The 15,874-nt window shown below is 63.8% G+C and carries 17 protein-coding genes; 11 read left to right on the top strand and 6 right to left on the bottom strand.

Features of this window, described 5'->3' with window-relative positions; translation table 11 throughout:
• Positions 1–90 precede the first annotated feature (90 nt).
• On the top strand, positions 91–345 hold the full coding sequence (locus ETQ85_RS01585) for a hypothetical protein (RefSeq protein ID WP_148577359.1): 255 nt from the start codon (positions 91–93) through the stop codon (positions 343–345).
• Positions 346–356: 11 nt separating this feature from the next.
• Here the strand turns inward: ETQ85_RS01585 and ETQ85_RS01580 are convergent, their stop codons facing one another.
• On the bottom strand, positions 357–650 hold the full coding sequence (locus ETQ85_RS01580) for a hypothetical protein (RefSeq protein ID WP_148577358.1): 294 nt from the start codon (positions 648–650) through the stop codon (positions 357–359).
• Positions 651–728: 78 nt separating this feature from the next.
• Between ETQ85_RS01580 and ETQ85_RS01575 the strand changes: the two genes are divergently transcribed.
• From ETQ85_RS01575 to ETQ85_RS01560, 4 genes are all read left to right on the top strand, one after another.
• Positions 729–1,358 (top strand): ParA family protein, encoded by a 630-nt coding sequence (locus ETQ85_RS01575; protein ID WP_148577357.1) that lies wholly within the window; start codon positions 729–731, stop codon positions 1,356–1,358.
• Between the two features lie 108 nt (positions 1,359–1,466).
• Complete coding sequence (locus tag ETQ85_RS01570) at positions 1,467–3,107, top strand: methyl-accepting chemotaxis protein (RefSeq protein WP_148577356.1); 1,641 nt, start codon at positions 1,467–1,469, stop codon at positions 3,105–3,107.
• Between the two features lie 72 nt (positions 3,108–3,179).
• Complete coding sequence (locus tag ETQ85_RS01565) at positions 3,180–3,362, top strand: hypothetical protein (protein ID WP_148577355.1); 183 nt, start codon at positions 3,180–3,182, stop codon at positions 3,360–3,362.
• Between the two features lie 97 nt (positions 3,363–3,459).
• Positions 3,460–4,149 (top strand): Bax inhibitor-1/YccA family protein, encoded by a 690-nt coding sequence (locus ETQ85_RS01560; protein ID WP_148577354.1) that lies wholly within the window; start codon positions 3,460–3,462, stop codon positions 4,147–4,149.
• Between the two features lie 63 nt (positions 4,150–4,212).
• Here the strand turns inward: ETQ85_RS01560 and rlmD are convergent, their stop codons facing one another.
• Complete coding sequence (gene rlmD / locus ETQ85_RS01555) at positions 4,213–5,529, bottom strand: 23S rRNA (uracil(1939)-C(5))-methyltransferase RlmD (RefSeq protein WP_148577353.1); 1,317 nt, start codon at positions 5,527–5,529, stop codon at positions 4,213–4,215.
• 81 nt (positions 5,530–5,610) lie between these two features.
• On the opposite strand from rlmD, the gene ETQ85_RS01550 reads away from it, so the two are divergent.
• Together ETQ85_RS01550 and ETQ85_RS01545 are read left to right on the top strand one after the other, a co-directional pair.
• Positions 5,611–6,741, top strand: coding sequence for a cupin domain-containing protein (locus ETQ85_RS01550; protein ID WP_148577352.1), 1,131 nt, complete (start codon positions 5,611–5,613; stop codon positions 6,739–6,741).
• A gap of 161 nt (positions 6,742–6,902) precedes the next feature.
• Positions 6,903–7,160: a hypothetical protein gene (locus ETQ85_RS01545; RefSeq protein ID WP_148577351.1), complete on the top strand. Its 258-nt coding sequence runs from the start codon at positions 6,903–6,905 to the stop codon at positions 7,158–7,160.
• A 148-nt stretch (positions 7,161–7,308) separates the two neighbouring features.
• On the opposite strand, the gene bamC is transcribed toward ETQ85_RS01545, so the two are convergent.
• The 3 genes from bamC to ETQ85_RS01530 form a co-directional block, all read right to left on the bottom strand.
• The gene (gene bamC, locus ETQ85_RS01540) at positions 7,309–8,478 is read right to left on the bottom strand and encodes an outer membrane protein assembly factor BamC (protein ID WP_148577350.1); all 1,170 of its coding nucleotides are present in this window, start codon (positions 8,476–8,478) and stop codon (positions 7,309–7,311) included.
• Between the two features lie 29 nt (positions 8,479–8,507).
• Positions 8,508–9,386 carry a 4-hydroxy-tetrahydrodipicolinate synthase gene (gene dapA / locus ETQ85_RS01535; RefSeq protein ID WP_148577349.1) on the bottom strand — a complete coding sequence of 293 codons (879 nt, stop codon included), beginning with the start codon at positions 9,384–9,386 and terminating at the stop codon, positions 8,508–8,510.
• A 166-nt stretch (positions 9,387–9,552) separates the two neighbouring features.
• On the bottom strand, positions 9,553–10,479 hold the full coding sequence (locus ETQ85_RS01530) for a histone deacetylase family protein (RefSeq protein WP_148577348.1): 927 nt from the start codon (positions 10,477–10,479) through the stop codon (positions 9,553–9,555).
• A 175-nt stretch (positions 10,480–10,654) separates the two neighbouring features.
• Here ETQ85_RS01530 and ETQ85_RS01525 point away from each other — a divergent pair, with 175 nt between their 5' ends.
• From ETQ85_RS01525 to mltB, 4 genes are read left to right on the top strand one after another with little or no spacing between them, the layout of a single operon-like run.
• A complete protein-coding gene (locus ETQ85_RS01525) occupies positions 10,655–11,572 on the top strand; it encodes an AAA family ATPase (RefSeq protein WP_148577347.1) in 918 nt (305 codons plus the stop codon).
• Positions 11,572–12,549 (top strand): DUF58 domain-containing protein, encoded by a 978-nt coding sequence (locus tag ETQ85_RS01520; protein WP_148577346.1) that lies wholly within the window; start codon positions 11,572–11,574, stop codon positions 12,547–12,549. The genes ETQ85_RS01525 and ETQ85_RS01520 overlap by 1 nt, the downstream gene beginning before the upstream one ends.
• On the top strand, positions 12,542–14,485 hold the full coding sequence (locus ETQ85_RS01515) for a transglutaminase TgpA family protein (protein WP_148577345.1): 1,944 nt from the start codon (positions 12,542–12,544) through the stop codon (positions 14,483–14,485). The genes ETQ85_RS01520 and ETQ85_RS01515 overlap by 8 nt, the downstream gene beginning before the upstream one ends.
• An 8-nt stretch (positions 14,486–14,493) precedes the next feature.
• The gene (mltB, locus tag ETQ85_RS01510) at positions 14,494–15,510 is read left to right on the top strand and encodes a lytic murein transglycosylase B (RefSeq protein ID WP_246128569.1); all 1,017 of its coding nucleotides are present in this window, start codon (positions 14,494–14,496) and stop codon (positions 15,508–15,510) included.
• Here mltB and arsC read toward each other — a convergent pair.
• Positions 15,507–15,857, bottom strand: coding sequence for an arsenate reductase (glutaredoxin) (arsC, locus tag ETQ85_RS01505; protein WP_148577343.1), 351 nt, complete (start codon positions 15,855–15,857; stop codon positions 15,507–15,509). The two genes, mltB and arsC, sit on opposite strands and share 4 nt — an antisense overlap.
• Positions 15,858–15,874: the final 17 nt, after the last annotated feature.

Here is a 15,874-nt window from a genome sequence, read left to right as displayed (position 1 = left end):
TCGCTTGCGCATTCTGGCGGTGGAGTCTGGAGGCGCGCCCATCCTGACAGGGCGCGCGATCTTCATGTGGAACGCCGTGACGAGGGCACCATGTCGAGCAAAGTCTATTGCTATCACTGCATGACCTACCACCATCCCGAAACCATGCGAAAGATGGTGACGCGCAGCGGAGAGCGCTGGCGCTGCATCCGCTCCATTGAAGCCGCCCGCAGGAACCCGGATGAGCGCGACGCCTTCGGAGAGCAACAGTCGGAACTGAATCGGCTCAAGGCCCGCTCCTCCCTGGAAGGAAGGATGCTTGAACGCCGCCTGCTGACACCCAGTTGCCAGCGCGGCCTGGACTGACGACCAAGACTTCAGGTGTCGGACTTGGTGGGACGACCGGTCTTGATGCGCTCGACGCCGTCGAGTGTCCTGAGCAAATCCTCCACCGGCAGGGCCATCAGGGCGACCAGCGCGGCGCGCAGGATTTCGCTTTTCCTGACATCACGCCCGGCCTCCAGCGCACGCACCTTGAGCACACCGATCAAGGCGTAATCACTCTCCGGAAACGTAAAGCTGTCACGCACGAGCCTGGATTTTCTTGTCGCCGGCTTGTCCGCCCCCGCGGCGCGCGCGCCGGGTGCCTCCTGTTTTTTCTTTGTACCCATGCAGCTACCCTTTACAAGCCTGGAAAACAGATAAACTATATAAACAGTTTATATCGTTTATCTCGCAGGTAAGCATAAATGCATACGATCATGGTTGCCAACCCCAAGGGCGGCTGCGGCAAATCGACACTGGCGATCCATCTGGCGAGCTGGTTTGCCCATTGCGACGAAATTGTCTGCCTCGCCGACCTCGACCGCCAGCAGTCGAGCGCCGAATGGCTCAAGCGGCGCCCCAGCACACTGCCGCCGATTCGCGCCTGGGCATCGGAAGACGGAACGCCCGGCGCCCCTCCCAGAGACTGCGGCGTGGGCATCCTCGACACACCGGCCGGCCTGCATGGCAAAGCCCTCCGGCAACTCCTGCGCGAGGTCGATCGCGTGATCGTACCGGTAGCGCCGTCCCGCTTCGACATGCTGGCCAGCCGCGACTTCTTCGACGAACTCGCAGAAACCAAGGCCGTGCGCAAGGATCGGGTCGGCGTTGCGATCGTCGGCATGCGCGTCGATCCGCGCACCAACGCCTCGCAGCAAATGCTGGAATTCCTGCAGCAGTTCGACCTGCCCCTCGTCACCTGCATTCGCAACACCCAGCGCTATGTGCAGGCAGTGGAAACCGGCGAAACCCTTTTCGATCCCGGCCGGAATGCCACTGGCGATCTGGAACAGTGGCGCCCCCTCCTCGACTGGCTGGTCACCCGCCGAACGTAAGAAAAACTTCATTTGAGCTTGGCCAGTTCCAGCCGATAACCGGGCGACACACGGTTTGTGCATCGCATCAACCGGGCACTCTCCCCCGACCGACTGGAACAACGCCCAATGAGCATTCGCCACTACCTCATCATGCTGATCTCGATCACCGCTACCTTGCTGGTGTCGGTCGGCATCGTTGGAGGCGTCCACTTCAAGCGCAACGCCGACCTGGTTCACACCCTCACCGAGGATGCCATTCCCGGCGCCCTCGCCGCCTCCGACCTCGGCGCCCGCCTGAAGCAGGTCCAGATCGTCCTGACCGAAGTGGTCTACGCCCCGACGCCCGATCTGGGCAGCAAGGCCCGCGAAGAGCTCGCCGCCCAACGCACCCGGCTCATCGACGAGTTGACAGCCCAATACCCGATCTCCCACTCGGAGGCCGAAATCGGTCTGCTCAAGCAGGCCGAAGAAAGCCTCGGCAACTACCAGACGGCCATGGACGAAACCGTCGCCCAGGCAACAGCCGGTCAGCGGGCGCTCTCCGAAGCCAGCCTGTACGCCAGCGTGGCCCAGTATCAACAGGAACTGCAACAGATCCTGGAAACGCTGCGGATCGAAAAGCGGCGGGTGAAGGACCGCACCGTCAGCGCTGTCGAGGACGGTTTCACGCAGACCGCCGAGGTGCTCGCCGGAGCGGGAGCACTCACCCTCGCCATTCTTTTCGGACTGGTCTTTCGCCTGCACCGCAACATCGTCAGCCCCCTCCGCTCAATGGAAGGCACCATGGCCTCGATTGCCGACTCCCTCGACTTCACCCAGCGTGTGCCGGTCATGCGCAACGACGAGATCGGCCAGTCGGTACGGGCCTTCAACGCCCTGATCGACACCTTGCAGGCCAGCCTGGGGGAGATGATCGAAATCATCCGGAGCAACGAAACCGCCTCAATCGAAATGCACCAGTCGGCCGCCATGGTGGCGCACATCGCCTCCCGGGGCAGCGACTCCTCCAAAGCCATCCAGACCGCAGTGCACTCGATTCAGACCCACATCCTCGACATCGACAAGGAAACGCGTCAGGCGGGCGAGATTACCGCCGAATCCAGCCACCACGCCACACGCAAGAGCGCCGTCATCCGCGAAAGCGCCAGCCGCATGGGTGCGCTGGCAACCCGCATCGATCACGCCTCCGACAAGGTCTTCGCCCTGGCTGGGGCAGTCGTGCAAATTGAAGGCGTGGTCTCGGAGATCCGCCAGATCGCCGATCAGACCAACCTGCTGGCGCTCAATGCCGCCATCGAAGCCGCCCGGGCCGGCGAGTCGGGACGCGGCTTCGCTGTCGTCGCCGATGAAGTCCGCAAACTGGCCGAACGCTCGGCCGATGCAACCAAGCTGATCAATCAGCACCTCTCCGGAATCGATGTCGCCTCCCACGAGGCCACGGACTTGATGAAGAAAGTCATGACCGAGATGCGCGAGAACACAACGCTGGCCAGAACCGCTGGCGATGCCATCGAAAGCATCGAGGAGTCGGCGGAAAAAGTCATCGAGGTCGTCGGAGAGATCACCCGTCTGGTGGACATCGGACAATCCTCCAGCCACGAAATCGTCAGCCAGGTCGGCATGATCGACGGCCTCCTCGAACAAGCCAGCTCGGCCGCGCGCCACACCAAGCTGGCCGCAGACTCGATCCGGGCCATATCTCAGGACATGGCCCGGATCGTGGACCGGTTTCAAATCGGCCCTCCCAAAACCATCAGCCCGGCATGACATCTTCAAACTGTAACGCAATCGCGTAATACTGAATCCCTACCCCCATCCAGCCCCCAGGAGTCACAGCGCATGATGAACAAGCCCCAGCGACCTGACCGGTTTGCCTGGCGCAAACGCCTTCTGGCGTGGATCGTGGAAACAGGCAGAGACTCACACCTGGCGCGACTCTCGACGATAGGGCTGTATGTGCCGCGCTACACGGAACCCAATGTCGACGGCTGGCGCCAGGGAATGTGGCTTGGCGCAGCCTGATTCCGACGCTGCGCGGGCCGCCGGTTGAAACTTTATGGCGCCTCCGCTACTCTCAAGCGATGCAGGCTACCCTGTTAATGTCATTCGGAGGATCTACATGCAACTCGACACTTACGGTCAGCAAACGCAGGTTTTGTCGCAAGGCGCCAACCGCGTTCTGCGTAATACCTACATGCTGCTCGCACTCACGATGGTGCCGACCGTTGCCGGCGCGCTGCTGGGCGTACAACTGAAGTTTTCATTCCTGGCAGGCAGTCCCTTCATCGCCTTCATGCTGTTCATGGGCATCTCCTTTGCTTTTTTCTATGGCATCGAGAAGAACAAGAACAACGGTCTTGGCGTAGGGCTGCTGCTGGGTTTCACCTTCTTCATGGGCCTGATGCTGTCGCGCATCCTGCAGGTCGCTCTCGGCTTCTCCAACGGCGGCTCCATGATCGCCCTGGCAGCTGGCGGCACCGGTGCAATCTTCGCGACGATGGCGACCATCGCCAGCGTGTCGAAGCGTGATTTCTCGAACATGGGCAAGTTCCTGTTCGTCGGCATGATCGTCGTCCTGCTGGCTGGCGTGGCAAACATCTTCTTCCAGGTCCCGGCCCTGTCCTTGGCGATCTCGGCAGCTGTCGTGCTGATCTTCTCGGCCTACATCCTGTACGACATCAACCAGATCGTGCGCGGTGGCGAAACCAACTACGTGACGGCCACCCTGTCGGTGTACCTGGACGTGTACAACGTCTTCGTCAGCCTGCTCAACCTGATCATGGCCTTCACCGGCGGCGACCGCGACTAAGCGCCGCAGTCATCAAAAAGGCGACCCCCGGGTCGCCTTTTTTTTGTGCCTTGAGCCAGAGACTCAGTCACGCTCAAAGAGCGCAACCGACTCCACGTGGGATGTCTGCGGGAACATGTTGGCAATGCCGACCCCCTTGAGTAGATAGCCTTTCTCATTGACCAGTACCGCGCTGTCCCGCGCCAGCGTGGCAGGGTTGCACGAAACATAGACGATCCGCCGCGGCGCCGCAGCCCCCAGCGCCCTGACCACCGCCAGCGCGCCTTCCCGGGGTGGGTCGATGAGCATCTTGTCCAGCTTGCCGAGAGCCGCGATGCTGTCTTCGGTGGCCTCGAAGAGGTTCGCAGCGTAAAACTCGCTGCGCTCCGCCAGGCCATTGGCGGCTGCGTTTTCACCGGCCCGCTTGACCAGCGCATCGCTGCCCTCCACACCGATCACGTGGGCCCCCAGGCGGGCGATGGGCAGGCTGAAATTGCCCAGCCCGCAGAACAGATCGGCAATCCGCTCGCCCGGCTGCGGATCAAGCAACTGCATGGAGCGACGCATCAGTACGCGATTGATGAACACGTTCACCTGGGTGAAATCCGTAGGCAGGAAAGCCATCGAGACACCGAACTCGGGCAGCGTGTAGGCCAGCCCCGGCGCCTTCACCGGATACAGGCGATACGCCGAATCGGCACTCGCCGCCGGCTGCAGCCAGACCTGAACCTGCTCGGTGGCGGCAAAGGCGGCAAAGCGCGCGTCATCGCCGGCAGAGATCGGCTGCAGGTTACGGAACAGCAGCACGGTGATGCCCTCACCCTCGGCAATCTCGATCTGCGGCACCCGGTCGGGCGCCGACAAACCCGCCACCAGCTGGCGCAAGCGCGGCAGCATGTCCGAAACGTGCAGCGGCAATACGTCGCAACGACTCATGTCGGCAATGTGGCTGCTGCGCCGCTCATGGAAACCGAGCTGCACGCCGTCCTTGCCAGGCACCACGCGAACACTCAGCCGCGCCCGGTAGCGATAGCCCCAGTCGGGACCGACGATGGCCGGGTAGATGACTTCGGGCTTGACCCGACCGATATGCCACAGCGCGTTTTCCAGCACCCGCTGCTTGGCCGCCACCTGGGCGGTCGGCTCCAGGTGCTGCATGCTGCACCCACCGCACACGCCAAAATGCGGACAGCGGGGCGTCACGCGACGGGAGCTCGGCTTGAGAATGCGCACGACCTCGGCCATCTCGAAGCTCGTCTTGCGCCGGTAGGACGTGTAAGTCACCCGTTCGCCGGGCAGGGCGCCATCGATGAAGATCGCCTTCCCGTCCACATGGGTGACGCCACGACCTTCATGGTCGAGGGACTCGATGACGGCTTCGCGGGTAGCGACTTCGCTCATGGCTTTGCTGGGTCTGAAAACGAAGGGCGCCATTTTAGCGGCCAGGGCGGCCTTTGCAAGGCACAGCGTTATAATTGCGGGATGACAAACACTCTTCTCGGCGGCCTGTCGGGCGAGGAATTCCTCGCCGAGTACTGGCAAAAAAAACCGCTCCTCATTCGCCAGGCGGTTCCCGGCTTCACCGGTGTCCTCACCAAGGACGAACTCTTTACCCTCGCCCGTGACGAGGACGTGGAGTCCCGCTACGTATGCCACGACGCGACCCACTGGGAGGTCATCCATGGCCCCCAGAAGGCCGCCGACCTGCGCCGCAAGAAGCAACCGTGGACGGTGCTGATCCAGGGTCTCAACCTGTTCTGCCCCGATGGTGACGCCCTCCTTCACCGCTTCGACTTCATCCCCCAGGCCCGCCTGGACGATCTGATGGTCAGCTACGCCATCGACGGCGGCGGTGTCGGCCCCCATTTCGACAACTACGACGTGTTCCTGCTGCAAGGCATCGGCAAGCGTCGCTGGCAGATCGGCAACCAGGAGGACCGGACCCTCATCGAAGATGCTCCGCTCAAGATTCTGCAGGATTTCCGCCCCGTCCACGACTGGGTACTGGAACCGGGCGACATGCTCTACCTGCCGCCCCACTGGGCCCACAACGGCATCGCCATCGGCGAATGCACCACCTACTCGATCGGCTTCCGCTCACCCACCGTGCAGGAGCTCGGTCAGCAGTTCCTGATCCATCTGCAGGACACCATCCAGCTCGACGGCATCTACGCCGACCCGGACCTCAAATACCAGGCCCATTCGGCCGAAATCAGCGACCAGATGATCGATCGCGTCGCCGACATGCTCACGCGCATCACCTGGAACCGGGAAGACGTGCGCGGCTTTCTCGGCACCTACCTCACCGAGCCAAAGGCCCACGTGTTTTTCGACTCCCCGGATGAGCCCCTCGAGCACGAAGAGTTCGTGGCCGCCTGTATCGCCGACGGTTTCCGGCTCGACGCCCGCAGCCTGCTGCTGTTCTCCGCCGACCAGTTCTTCATGAATGCCGAGCCGGTGCCGGTGCACCCCGAAGACAAGGCAATCCTGGAGCGTCTGGCCGACCATCGCGAACTGGATAGCGTCGCCGGCCTGTCGGAAGAAGGCCTCGCACTTCTGTACGACTGGTACTGCTGTGGCTTCGCCTACGCATCAAGAACTTTGATGGACTAAGGCCCGGGGCTTGACAAATGCGTATCCCTGTTGCGGCAACGCAACAATGTCTTTATTCAAGCACTTCCTCCGTGATAGCATTCGGGCCAGATCGGGTCCCCCACCTGATTGCTCCTATATTTAGGCTTTTGTACTTCATTTATCGATAAGGGAAACCAACAATGAAACAATCTCTCCTGGTTGCTGCTCTCGTTGCACTCGCTGTTTCCGCCTGCGGCAAGAAGGAAGAGCCGAAGCCCGTTGAAGCTCCGGCTCCTGCTGTTGCCCCCGCCGCTGAAGCTGCTCCGGCCGCTCCCGCTGCCCCCGCCGCTGAAGCTGCTCCGGCTGCCCCGGCTGCCCCCGCCGCTGAAGCTGCTCCGGCCGCTCCCGCTGCTGAAGCTGCCAAGCCGGCTGAAGCCGCCCCCGCCGAGAAGAAGTAATCTTCTCTCCGGAAGCAAAAAAGCCAACCTGCGGGTTGGCTTTTTTGTTGCCTGCGTCGCGCTCAGATGGCCTGCCGACAAGCTGGACAGCAATGCAAAACGCCGGGCGAACCCGGCGTTTTTTACTTCCCCACAAGCATCAGGCGCTTTACTTGAGTTGCTGGAACAACAGGCTCAGGATCTTGCGGGCCGACGCGGAAGTATCCGTGCCGCCTTCCCGGGTCAGAACCTGTACCGTAGAAGTGGCATCCGGCCCCTTCACGTAAATCCGGTACTGGCTGCCGCCCGATACCGGCTTGGCATCGGTGCTGCGCCAGAAAGCCAGCTTGGACAACAGACCATCCTCGTTGCCCTTCTTTACGTCTGCCTCGGGATCCACATAACGCACGTAGTAGATGCCCTGGGAGCGATCCCGGTCCTCCACCGTGAAGCCAACCCGGTCAAGGGCCAGGCCAACACGACGCCAGGCGCGGTCAAAGCCTTCCTGGACGTGCAGGACCGCAGCACCATCGGAAGCGCTCTGCAGCTTGGCCTTCTCGGCCTGGGGCGCAGCAGCGATCTGCGCCTTGGCCCGGGTTTCATCCGCCCCAAGACGAATCATCAGGCGTTGCAGCAGTTCGGCCTCGAGTTCCGGATCGGCTGCACGAGGCTGCCAAATGGTCCGGTCCTTGGCCTCGTTCGGGTAGATTTCCATCATGCCGCGATGGCTGATGTAAATCTCCACGAAACCGGCTTCGCCGCCGTTTTCGAGACGCGTGCGGAACTTGTCCCGCTCGGGGGTCGAATAAAGGCCGTCGATCACCTTGCCGATGGTATTGCGAATCAAGCCGTTGTCGATCTTGGCACGATTCTCTGCCCAGTCGGTTTCCATGACGCCAATCTCGGGACGATCGACATTCAGGATGAAACCGTTTTCCTGCCAGAAATCGCGAACCTGGGGCCACACCTTGTCGGCGGTACCCGGAACCACGAGCCAGCGCTGGGTGCCCGAGCGTTCGACACGCATCTTGTCGATGGACTGCGGCGCGACCGTAGTCGGCGCCACCACGGCCCCACCTGCCGCCGAAGGCTGGCCGGAGCGCTCGGCGTTATAAGCCGAGAAGGTCGCAGAACCCTTCGGATTCATGTCCGGCACGGCATAGCGATCATCCGCGGTCGGGGCGGTGAGATCGGGCGGAATCTCCAGAGACGGCAGCTTGGAAGCAACAGCGGCACTCTTGTAATCGATCTTCTTCGATTCCAGCAAGGAACCGGAACATCCGGCGAGGGCGATCGAGATAACGACCGCCGAACCGGAAGCCAGCTTTCGGCTTTGCATGCGTAACCCTCGGGGTGGGAAAAACAAACTCAAACTTCGACGCTGGCCTGACGCATGGCGTCGAGCACGCGTTCATGGCAGGACTCGGACAGGGGGGTCAGCGGCAGGCGGATGCCCTTGCCAACGAAACCCATCTGCTCGACGGCCCACTTGACGGGGATTGGATTGGCTTCGCAGAACAGGTGACGATGCAGCCCCACCAACTTGGCATTGATCTCACGCGCACGCACGCCATTACCCGCGGCAGCAGCCACGCACATTTCGTGCATGTGACGCGGAGCCACGTTGGCGGTCACCGAAATGGTGCCGTGACCGCCGAGCATGATGAAGGCCATGGCCGTCATGTCGTCGCCGGTGTATAGCGCGAAATCCTTCGGGGCGCGGGCGATCAGGTCACAGGCGCGATCCAGGTTGCCGGTCGCATCCTTGATGCCGATGATGTTGGGGATCTCGGCCAGACGCAGCGCCGTATCGTTGGACAGGTCGGCGACAGTGCGGCCCGGCACGTTGTACAGGATCATCGGCAGCGGACTGGCTTCGGCGATGGCCTTGAAGTGCAGGTACAACCCCTCCTGGGTCGGACGGTTGTAATAAGGCACCACCGACAGGCCGGCAACAGCCCCGGCTTCGCGGGCGAACTCGGTCAGCTCGATGGCTTCGCGCGTCGAGTTGGCACCGGTACCGGCAATGATGGGAATACGACCCGCGGCATGCGCGACGGAGGCACGGATGAGCTCACAGTGCTCTTCCACATTCACCGTGGGAGACTCACCGGTGGTGCCGACAACAACAATGCCGTCGGTTCCTTCCTGAATGTGGAAGTCAATGAGGGTGCGCAAACGGGAAAGATCCAGGCTGCCATCCTCGAGCATCGGGGTAACGATGGCGACAATCGAACCGGTAATCATGAGCTATCGCTGGAAGAGGGAAAGTTGACTATTGTACCCAATCACTTCCGGAAGGATAGACGGGCGCAAACTGCAGTTACCAAAAGCAGGCGGACAAACGGGCCGTCAGACCGCCAGAAACACAAAACCCCGCCGCAGCGGGGTCGTTCAACGTATCAGCCCGGGATTACAGATCGGCCAGCGTCTTGATGTGGGAGACGACACTGCGCGCCAGCGAAGACAGGGAGTAGCCCCCTTCCAGCAGCGACACGATGCGCCGGTTGGCACACTCGGCGGCTACCGTCTTGAGCTGCTCGGTGACCCACATGTAGTCGGCTTCGACCAGACCGAGGGAGCCCATGTCGTCTTCGTAGTGAGCATCGAAACCCGCGGAGATGAAGAGCATTTCCGGCGCGTGGTTGCGCAGGGCCGGCATCCAGATGTCGGTGACGATTTCCCGGAATACGTCGCCCCGGCTGCCGGCCTTGATGGGCACATTGACCATGTTGGGCGCCGGATTGTCGGCCCCGCTGTAGGGATAGAACGGGTGCTGGAAGATGCTGACCATCAGCACGCGGGGATCGTCCTTGAAGATGTCTTCAGTGCCATTGCCGTGATGCACGTCGAAATCAATGATCGCCACGCGCTTGAGACCATGCACATCAAGGGCATGCCGGGCTGCAACAGCCACGTTGTTGAAGAAGCAGAAACCCATCGCCTTGCCGGCCTCGGCATGATGACCAGGCGGGCGGATGGCGCAGAAGGCGTTTTCGGCTTCGCCCGACATCACCAGATCAGTGGCATAAATTCCGGCGCCGGCGGAGCGCAATGCGGCCTTCATGGAATGCGGGCACAGGGCGGTATCCGGATCCAGGTGGCGGATACCGTGTTCGGGTACGCTGGCGAGAAGCTCTTCGACGTGATCCTGCGGGTGGGCCCGGGAGAGCTGCTCGATGGTGGCGACCGGCGCATCGTGGAAGGAAAGATACATGTCGAGACCGGCTGCAATGAGGCGGTCGTTGATGGCACCAAGCCGCTCCGGAGACTCCGGGTGATGTTCACCCATGTTGTGAAGCCAGCAGTCCCGATGCGTGATGAATGCGGTACTCGTCATAAACTCTCCCCTGCCTCTCGCGATACGCTCTAGCCCGTGAATTGTTGCATTGCCCGGCGAACGCCTCGGCCGGCAGGGACTCCATAGACCATGAAGCCCGCCCCCAAAGCGGTTACCGGGAATGCTGTTGTGAAGCCATTATCCACTTAACTCGACCCTGAAAAAAGCCCACGCCATGCCGATTCATATTGCCAACCGTCTTGTCGCCGCCGCCGGCCGGATCATTCTCGGCAAGGAGCATGCGGTGCGCCTTGCCCTTGCCTGCGTGCTCGCCCGTGGCCACCTGCTGATCGAAGACATTCCGGGCGTCGGCAAAACCACTCTCGCCCATGTCCTGGCCCGCCTGCTCGGTCTGCAGTTCCAGCGCATCCAGTTCACCAGCGACATGCTGCCGGCGGACATCGTCGGCGTGTCGGTCTTCGACCAGCGCGACGGGGCCTTCCGCTTCCATCCAGGGCCGGTGTTTTCCCAGCTGGTTCTTGCCGACGAGATCAACCGGGCCACCCCCAAGGCCCAGAGCGCACTGCTCGAAGCCATGGAGGAGCGCCAGATCAGCGCCGAAGGACGCACCTGGCCGCTACCCGAACCCTTTTTCGTCATTGCCACCCAGAACCCGAGCGATCAGATCGGCACCTTTGCGCTGCCGGAAAGCCAGCTCGACCGCTTCCTGATGCGGATCTCCCTCGGCTACCCGGACCGCGCCGCCGAACGCGCGCTGCTGGCCGGCGAGGACCGACGGGAACTGCTCGCCCAGCTACCGGCCGTCCTGCAGCCCGGCGAACTGGAAACCCTGTTCGCCGCGGCACGCCAGGTGCATGCGGGGCCGCGAATCCTTGATTACGTGCAGGCCCTGCTGGCCCACAGCCGGGAAGCCAGCGGTTTCTCCCTCGGCCTGTCGCCACGGGCCGGCCTGGCCCTCCTCGCCGCAGCGCGGGCCTGGGCCCTGCTGGCCGGACGCGACCACGTGCTGCCGGAGGACATCCAGGCGGTGCTGCCCGCCGTCGCCGGCCATCGCCTGCGCCCGGCCGGCGATGCCCCGCAGCCAGCCGACACCCTCACCCGCCGCCTGATCGAAGCGGTGGCCCTGCCCTGATGTCCCTGTCGACACTCCGCGCCACCTTCCAGCGCTGGCTGTTCCGGGTCAGCGGACCAGAGCCGGCCCCGATCCATCTCGGCCAGCGACGCATCTTCGTGCTTCCTACCCGCTTCGGCGTGGCACTCGGGGCAACACTCTTCGTGATGCTGCTGGCCTCCATCAACTACGCCCTCAGCCTGGGCTTCGCCCTCACCTTCCTGATCGGCGGCGTAGCATGGGTGAGCATCCATCATGCCTTTCGCAACCTCGTGGACCTGAGCATTGCGCCGGGCCGGGTCGAACCGGTGTTCTGCGGCAGCCCGGCACGCTTCGGCATCCTGCTCGACAACGCCACGCTACGTCCGCGCCCCGGCCTGAACCTGTGGCCGACCGGCACACCGCCAGCAGCCCGGCAGGCGCCTTTCGATCTACCACCCGAAACGGTCAGCGCCCGGGAAGTCGCCATCGACACACCTGCCCGCGGCTGGCTGACGCTGCCACGCCTGACCCTCGAAACCCGTCACCCCCTCGGCCTGATCCGCGCCTGGAGCCTCTTCCAGCCCGACCTGCGCTGCCTCGTCTATCCCGCGCCCGAGGCCAAGGCGCCGCCCCTGCCCTTTGGCAGCGACGAGCGGACCGGAGAGCTTGGGCGGGGCAAAGGGCGCGAGGACTTCGCCGGCCTGCGTCATCACCAGCCTGCCGACGCCCCGCGTCACGTGGCCTGGAAGACGGTCGCCCGCGGCGGCCCGTGGCGTACCAAGGAGTTTGACGGCGCCGGCGCCCGCTCCGTCGCGCTCGACTGGCAGCAACTCCCCGCCGGCATGGGCACTGAAGAGCGCCTGTCGCGCCTGACCCGCTGGATCATCGACGCCGACGAAGCCGGCCTCGAATTCGGCCTGCGTCTGCCCGGTGTCGACTTCCCGCCAGCCCGCGGCCCGGCGCATCGCCAAGCCTGCCTCGGTGCACTGGCTCTGTTCGGACACCCCCATGACTGAACCCCGCCTGCGTCGCGACCAGAGTGGCTGGCTGCTGGCCAGCACCACCCTGACCCTCGCCCCCCACGCCGAGCACCTGCCTCTCGCACTCGGCGCACTGTGCGCACTCCTGCTGCTGTGGCGCGGCATACTCGCCCACACCGGCCGCGCACTCCCTCATCGCCTGCTCCTGCTGGCCCTGGCAGCAGGCATCGTCGCCATCGTGCAGATCGAGTTCAAGCATCTTTTCGGCAAGGATCCGGGTATCGCCCTGCTGGCCGGCCTGCTCAGCCTCAAGCTGCTGGAAACCGACAGCGTGCGCGATGGCCGCGCCGTAGTGCTGCTGAGTTTTTTCATGCAGCTTGGGCAGTTTCTTTATCAGCAGAACATGGCCATTGCCGCGCTGGCGCTGCTCGGCAGCGTGGCAGCCATCGCCAGCCTGCTGGCCCTGCAGGGTTCCGTGACAGCGCCCCGACTGCGAGCGGGTGCCGCCACCCGGCTGGTGTTGCAGGGCGTACCGCTGATGCTGGTACTGTTCGTCCTGTTTCCCCGCGTCCAGGGCCCCTTGTGGGGTTTGCCGGCAGATGCCTACAGCAGCGTCACCGGGCTCTCCAACAGCATGGCACCAGGCGATATGGCACGCCTCAGCGAATCCAGCGAGATCGCGTTCCGAGCAGCCTTCGAGGGCGACCTGCCGCCACCCGCCGAGCGCTACTGGCGCGGTCCGGTGCTCAGTCGCTTCGACGGCCACACCTGGCGCCCGGGGCGAACCCACGCTACCGACGCCCCCGCCTATCGCAGCCAGGGCATCGCCCATTCCTACACCCTGACGCTTGAACCCCACAACCAGTCCTGGCTGCTGGCCCTCGATTTTCCGGGCAGCGTGCCCGGCCTGATCTACACCGACAACTTCCAGCTCCTCTCCCGCGAACCGGTGCGCAGTCGCCAGCGCCTCACGCTGGTTTCCTACCCGCACACGCCGGTCGGCCTCGACGAAAGCCCCAACATACTGCGCCAGGCTCTGGATCTGCCCGCCGGTTTCAACCCCCGCACCCGCGAACTCGGTGCCCGCCTGCACGCAGAGGCCAACGGTGCCGACGACATTGTGACGCGTACCATTGCCCATTTCCGCAACAGCCGCCTGCGCTACACCCTCGATCCGGCACCCCTCGGGCGGGACGACGTGGACAGCTTCCTGTTCGACACCCAACAGGGCTTCTGCGAACACTTTTCTGCGGCCTTCGTCGTCACCCTGCGCGCCGCCGGCGTGCCGGCCCGAGTGGTCACCGGCTACCAGGGCGGCGAGTTCAACCCGGTGGACGGCACCCTCGTGATCCGCCAGTCCGACGCCCACGCCTGGACCGAAGTGTGGCTGGCCGGACAAGGCTGGGTGCGCATCGACCCGACCGCCGCCAGCGCCCCGCTGCGCATCCAGAACGGCCTCGCCGCCGCCATGCCGGACAGCGCCCACCTCCCCTTGCTGGCGCGCACCGACCTGGCCTGGCTGCGCGATCTGCGCAACCGTCTCGACGCCCTCGACAACAGCTGGAACCAGTGGGTTCTCGGGTACAATCCGGCCCGCCAAAAGGCGCTGCTTGCCGCGCTGGGCTTCGCCGAACCCGACTGGCAGGTGCTGACCGCCTTGATGGGCGCAGCAAGCGCCATCGTAATGGGGCTGCTGACAATCTGGGCCCTGCGCCGACGCTCTTCCGCCGATGCCATCGACCGCAGCTGGACACGCTTTTGCCGGCGCCTGAAAACCATCGGCTACGAACGGGCAACGTGGGAAGGCCCGCTGGACTTCGCCGAACGCCTGGCCCGCCAGCGCCCCGACCTGGCCGACACCGTCCGCCGCATCGCTTCCGACTACGCCCGCCTGCGCTACGGCCCGGCAGACGCCGATCCGGCCCTGGGCCAACGCTTCCACCAATCCATCAAGAATTTCCGCCCCCGATGAAAACCGCCATGCCCCGCCCGCTCCTCGCCCTGGCCCTGCTTGCCGGCCTCACTGCCGCCACGGCCAACCAGGCGGCCGAACGCTATGCCGACCGACCGGAAACCCAGCAGTTCATCGAGGAAATGCAGCAGCGCCACGGCTTCGACAAGGACGCCCTGACCTACATTTTCCGCCGCGCCCAGTACCTGCCATCGGTCATCAAGGCCATCTCGCCCCCGCCGGACCCGACCAGCGTGCGCTCCTGGCAACGCTACCGCGGCCGCTTCATCGAACCGGTACGGATCAAGGCCGGCGTGGCCTTCTGGGAGCGCCACCGGGACAGCATCAAGGCGGCCAGCGAGAAGTACGGTGTGCCGGAAGAAATCATCGTCGGCATCATTGGCGTCGAAACCATCTACGGCCGCAACACCGGCAGTTATCAGACCGTGTCGGCCTTGTCGACGCTGGCCTTCGATTACCCGCGGCGCGCCGAACTCTTCCGGGGCGAACTGGAAGCCCTGCTGCTGATGGCCCGCGAACAGCACCGCGACCCGCTCGATTACCAGGGCTCCTACGCCGGCGCCCTCGGCCTGCCCCAGTTCCTGCCCAGCAGCGTGCGCAACTACGCGGTGGATTTCGATGGCGATGGCCAGATCGACCTGCTCAACAGCCCAAAGGATGCCATCGGCAGCGTGGCCCGCTACATGCAGATGCACGGCTGGGAAACCGGCGCCCCGGTGGCAACCCGTGCCAGCATCGGCAGCGACGCCAACCTGATGCCGCTGATCGCCAACGACATCAATCCGGCCTTCGACACCAGCACCCTGGCCAGTTACGGCGTAAAAGCCGCCAACGGTGCGGAGTCCGCCGGCAAGGCCGCCTTTGTCGAACTGGTGACGCCGGGGGAAGACAGCGAATACTGGCTTGGTTACCAGAACTTCTATGCGATCACCCGCTATAACCGGAGCAGCTTCTACGCCATGTCCGTGTTTCAGCTGGGTGAAGCGGTCAAGGCAGCCAGAGCAGCGGCCCCCACCAGGCGCTAGAGGAGCGCCAGCACCTTTTCCGGCGGACGGCCGATCACGGCCCGTGCACCGCGCACCACAATCGGCCGCTCAATGAGAATCGGGTGAGCCACCAGCGCATCCAGCCACTCGTCCTCGTTCAGCGTGCGGCCTTTGTAGTCGGATTTGTAGATATCCTCGCCGGTACGCACAATCGCCTCGGCGGGCAGACCGAGCTTCTTCAGCAAGCCGGCCAGCTCGTCACGACCCGGCGGATTCTTCAGGTATTCAACAATTTCCAGTGCCACGCCCTGCTCTTCCAGCAACTGGCAGGCGGAGCGGCTCTTGGAACAACGGGCGTTGTGATACACGCGAACAATTTCGCTCATGGTCTTGAATCCGGGAA

Origin of the sequence: Zoogloea oleivorans, assembly GCF_008107625.1 — a bacterium.
GTDB lineage: Bacteria > Pseudomonadota > Gammaproteobacteria > Burkholderiales > Rhodocyclaceae > Zoogloea > Zoogloea oleivorans.
The sequence above is the reverse complement of the archived record's forward strand: the minus strand, read 5'-3'. Positions and strand labels throughout refer to the sequence as shown.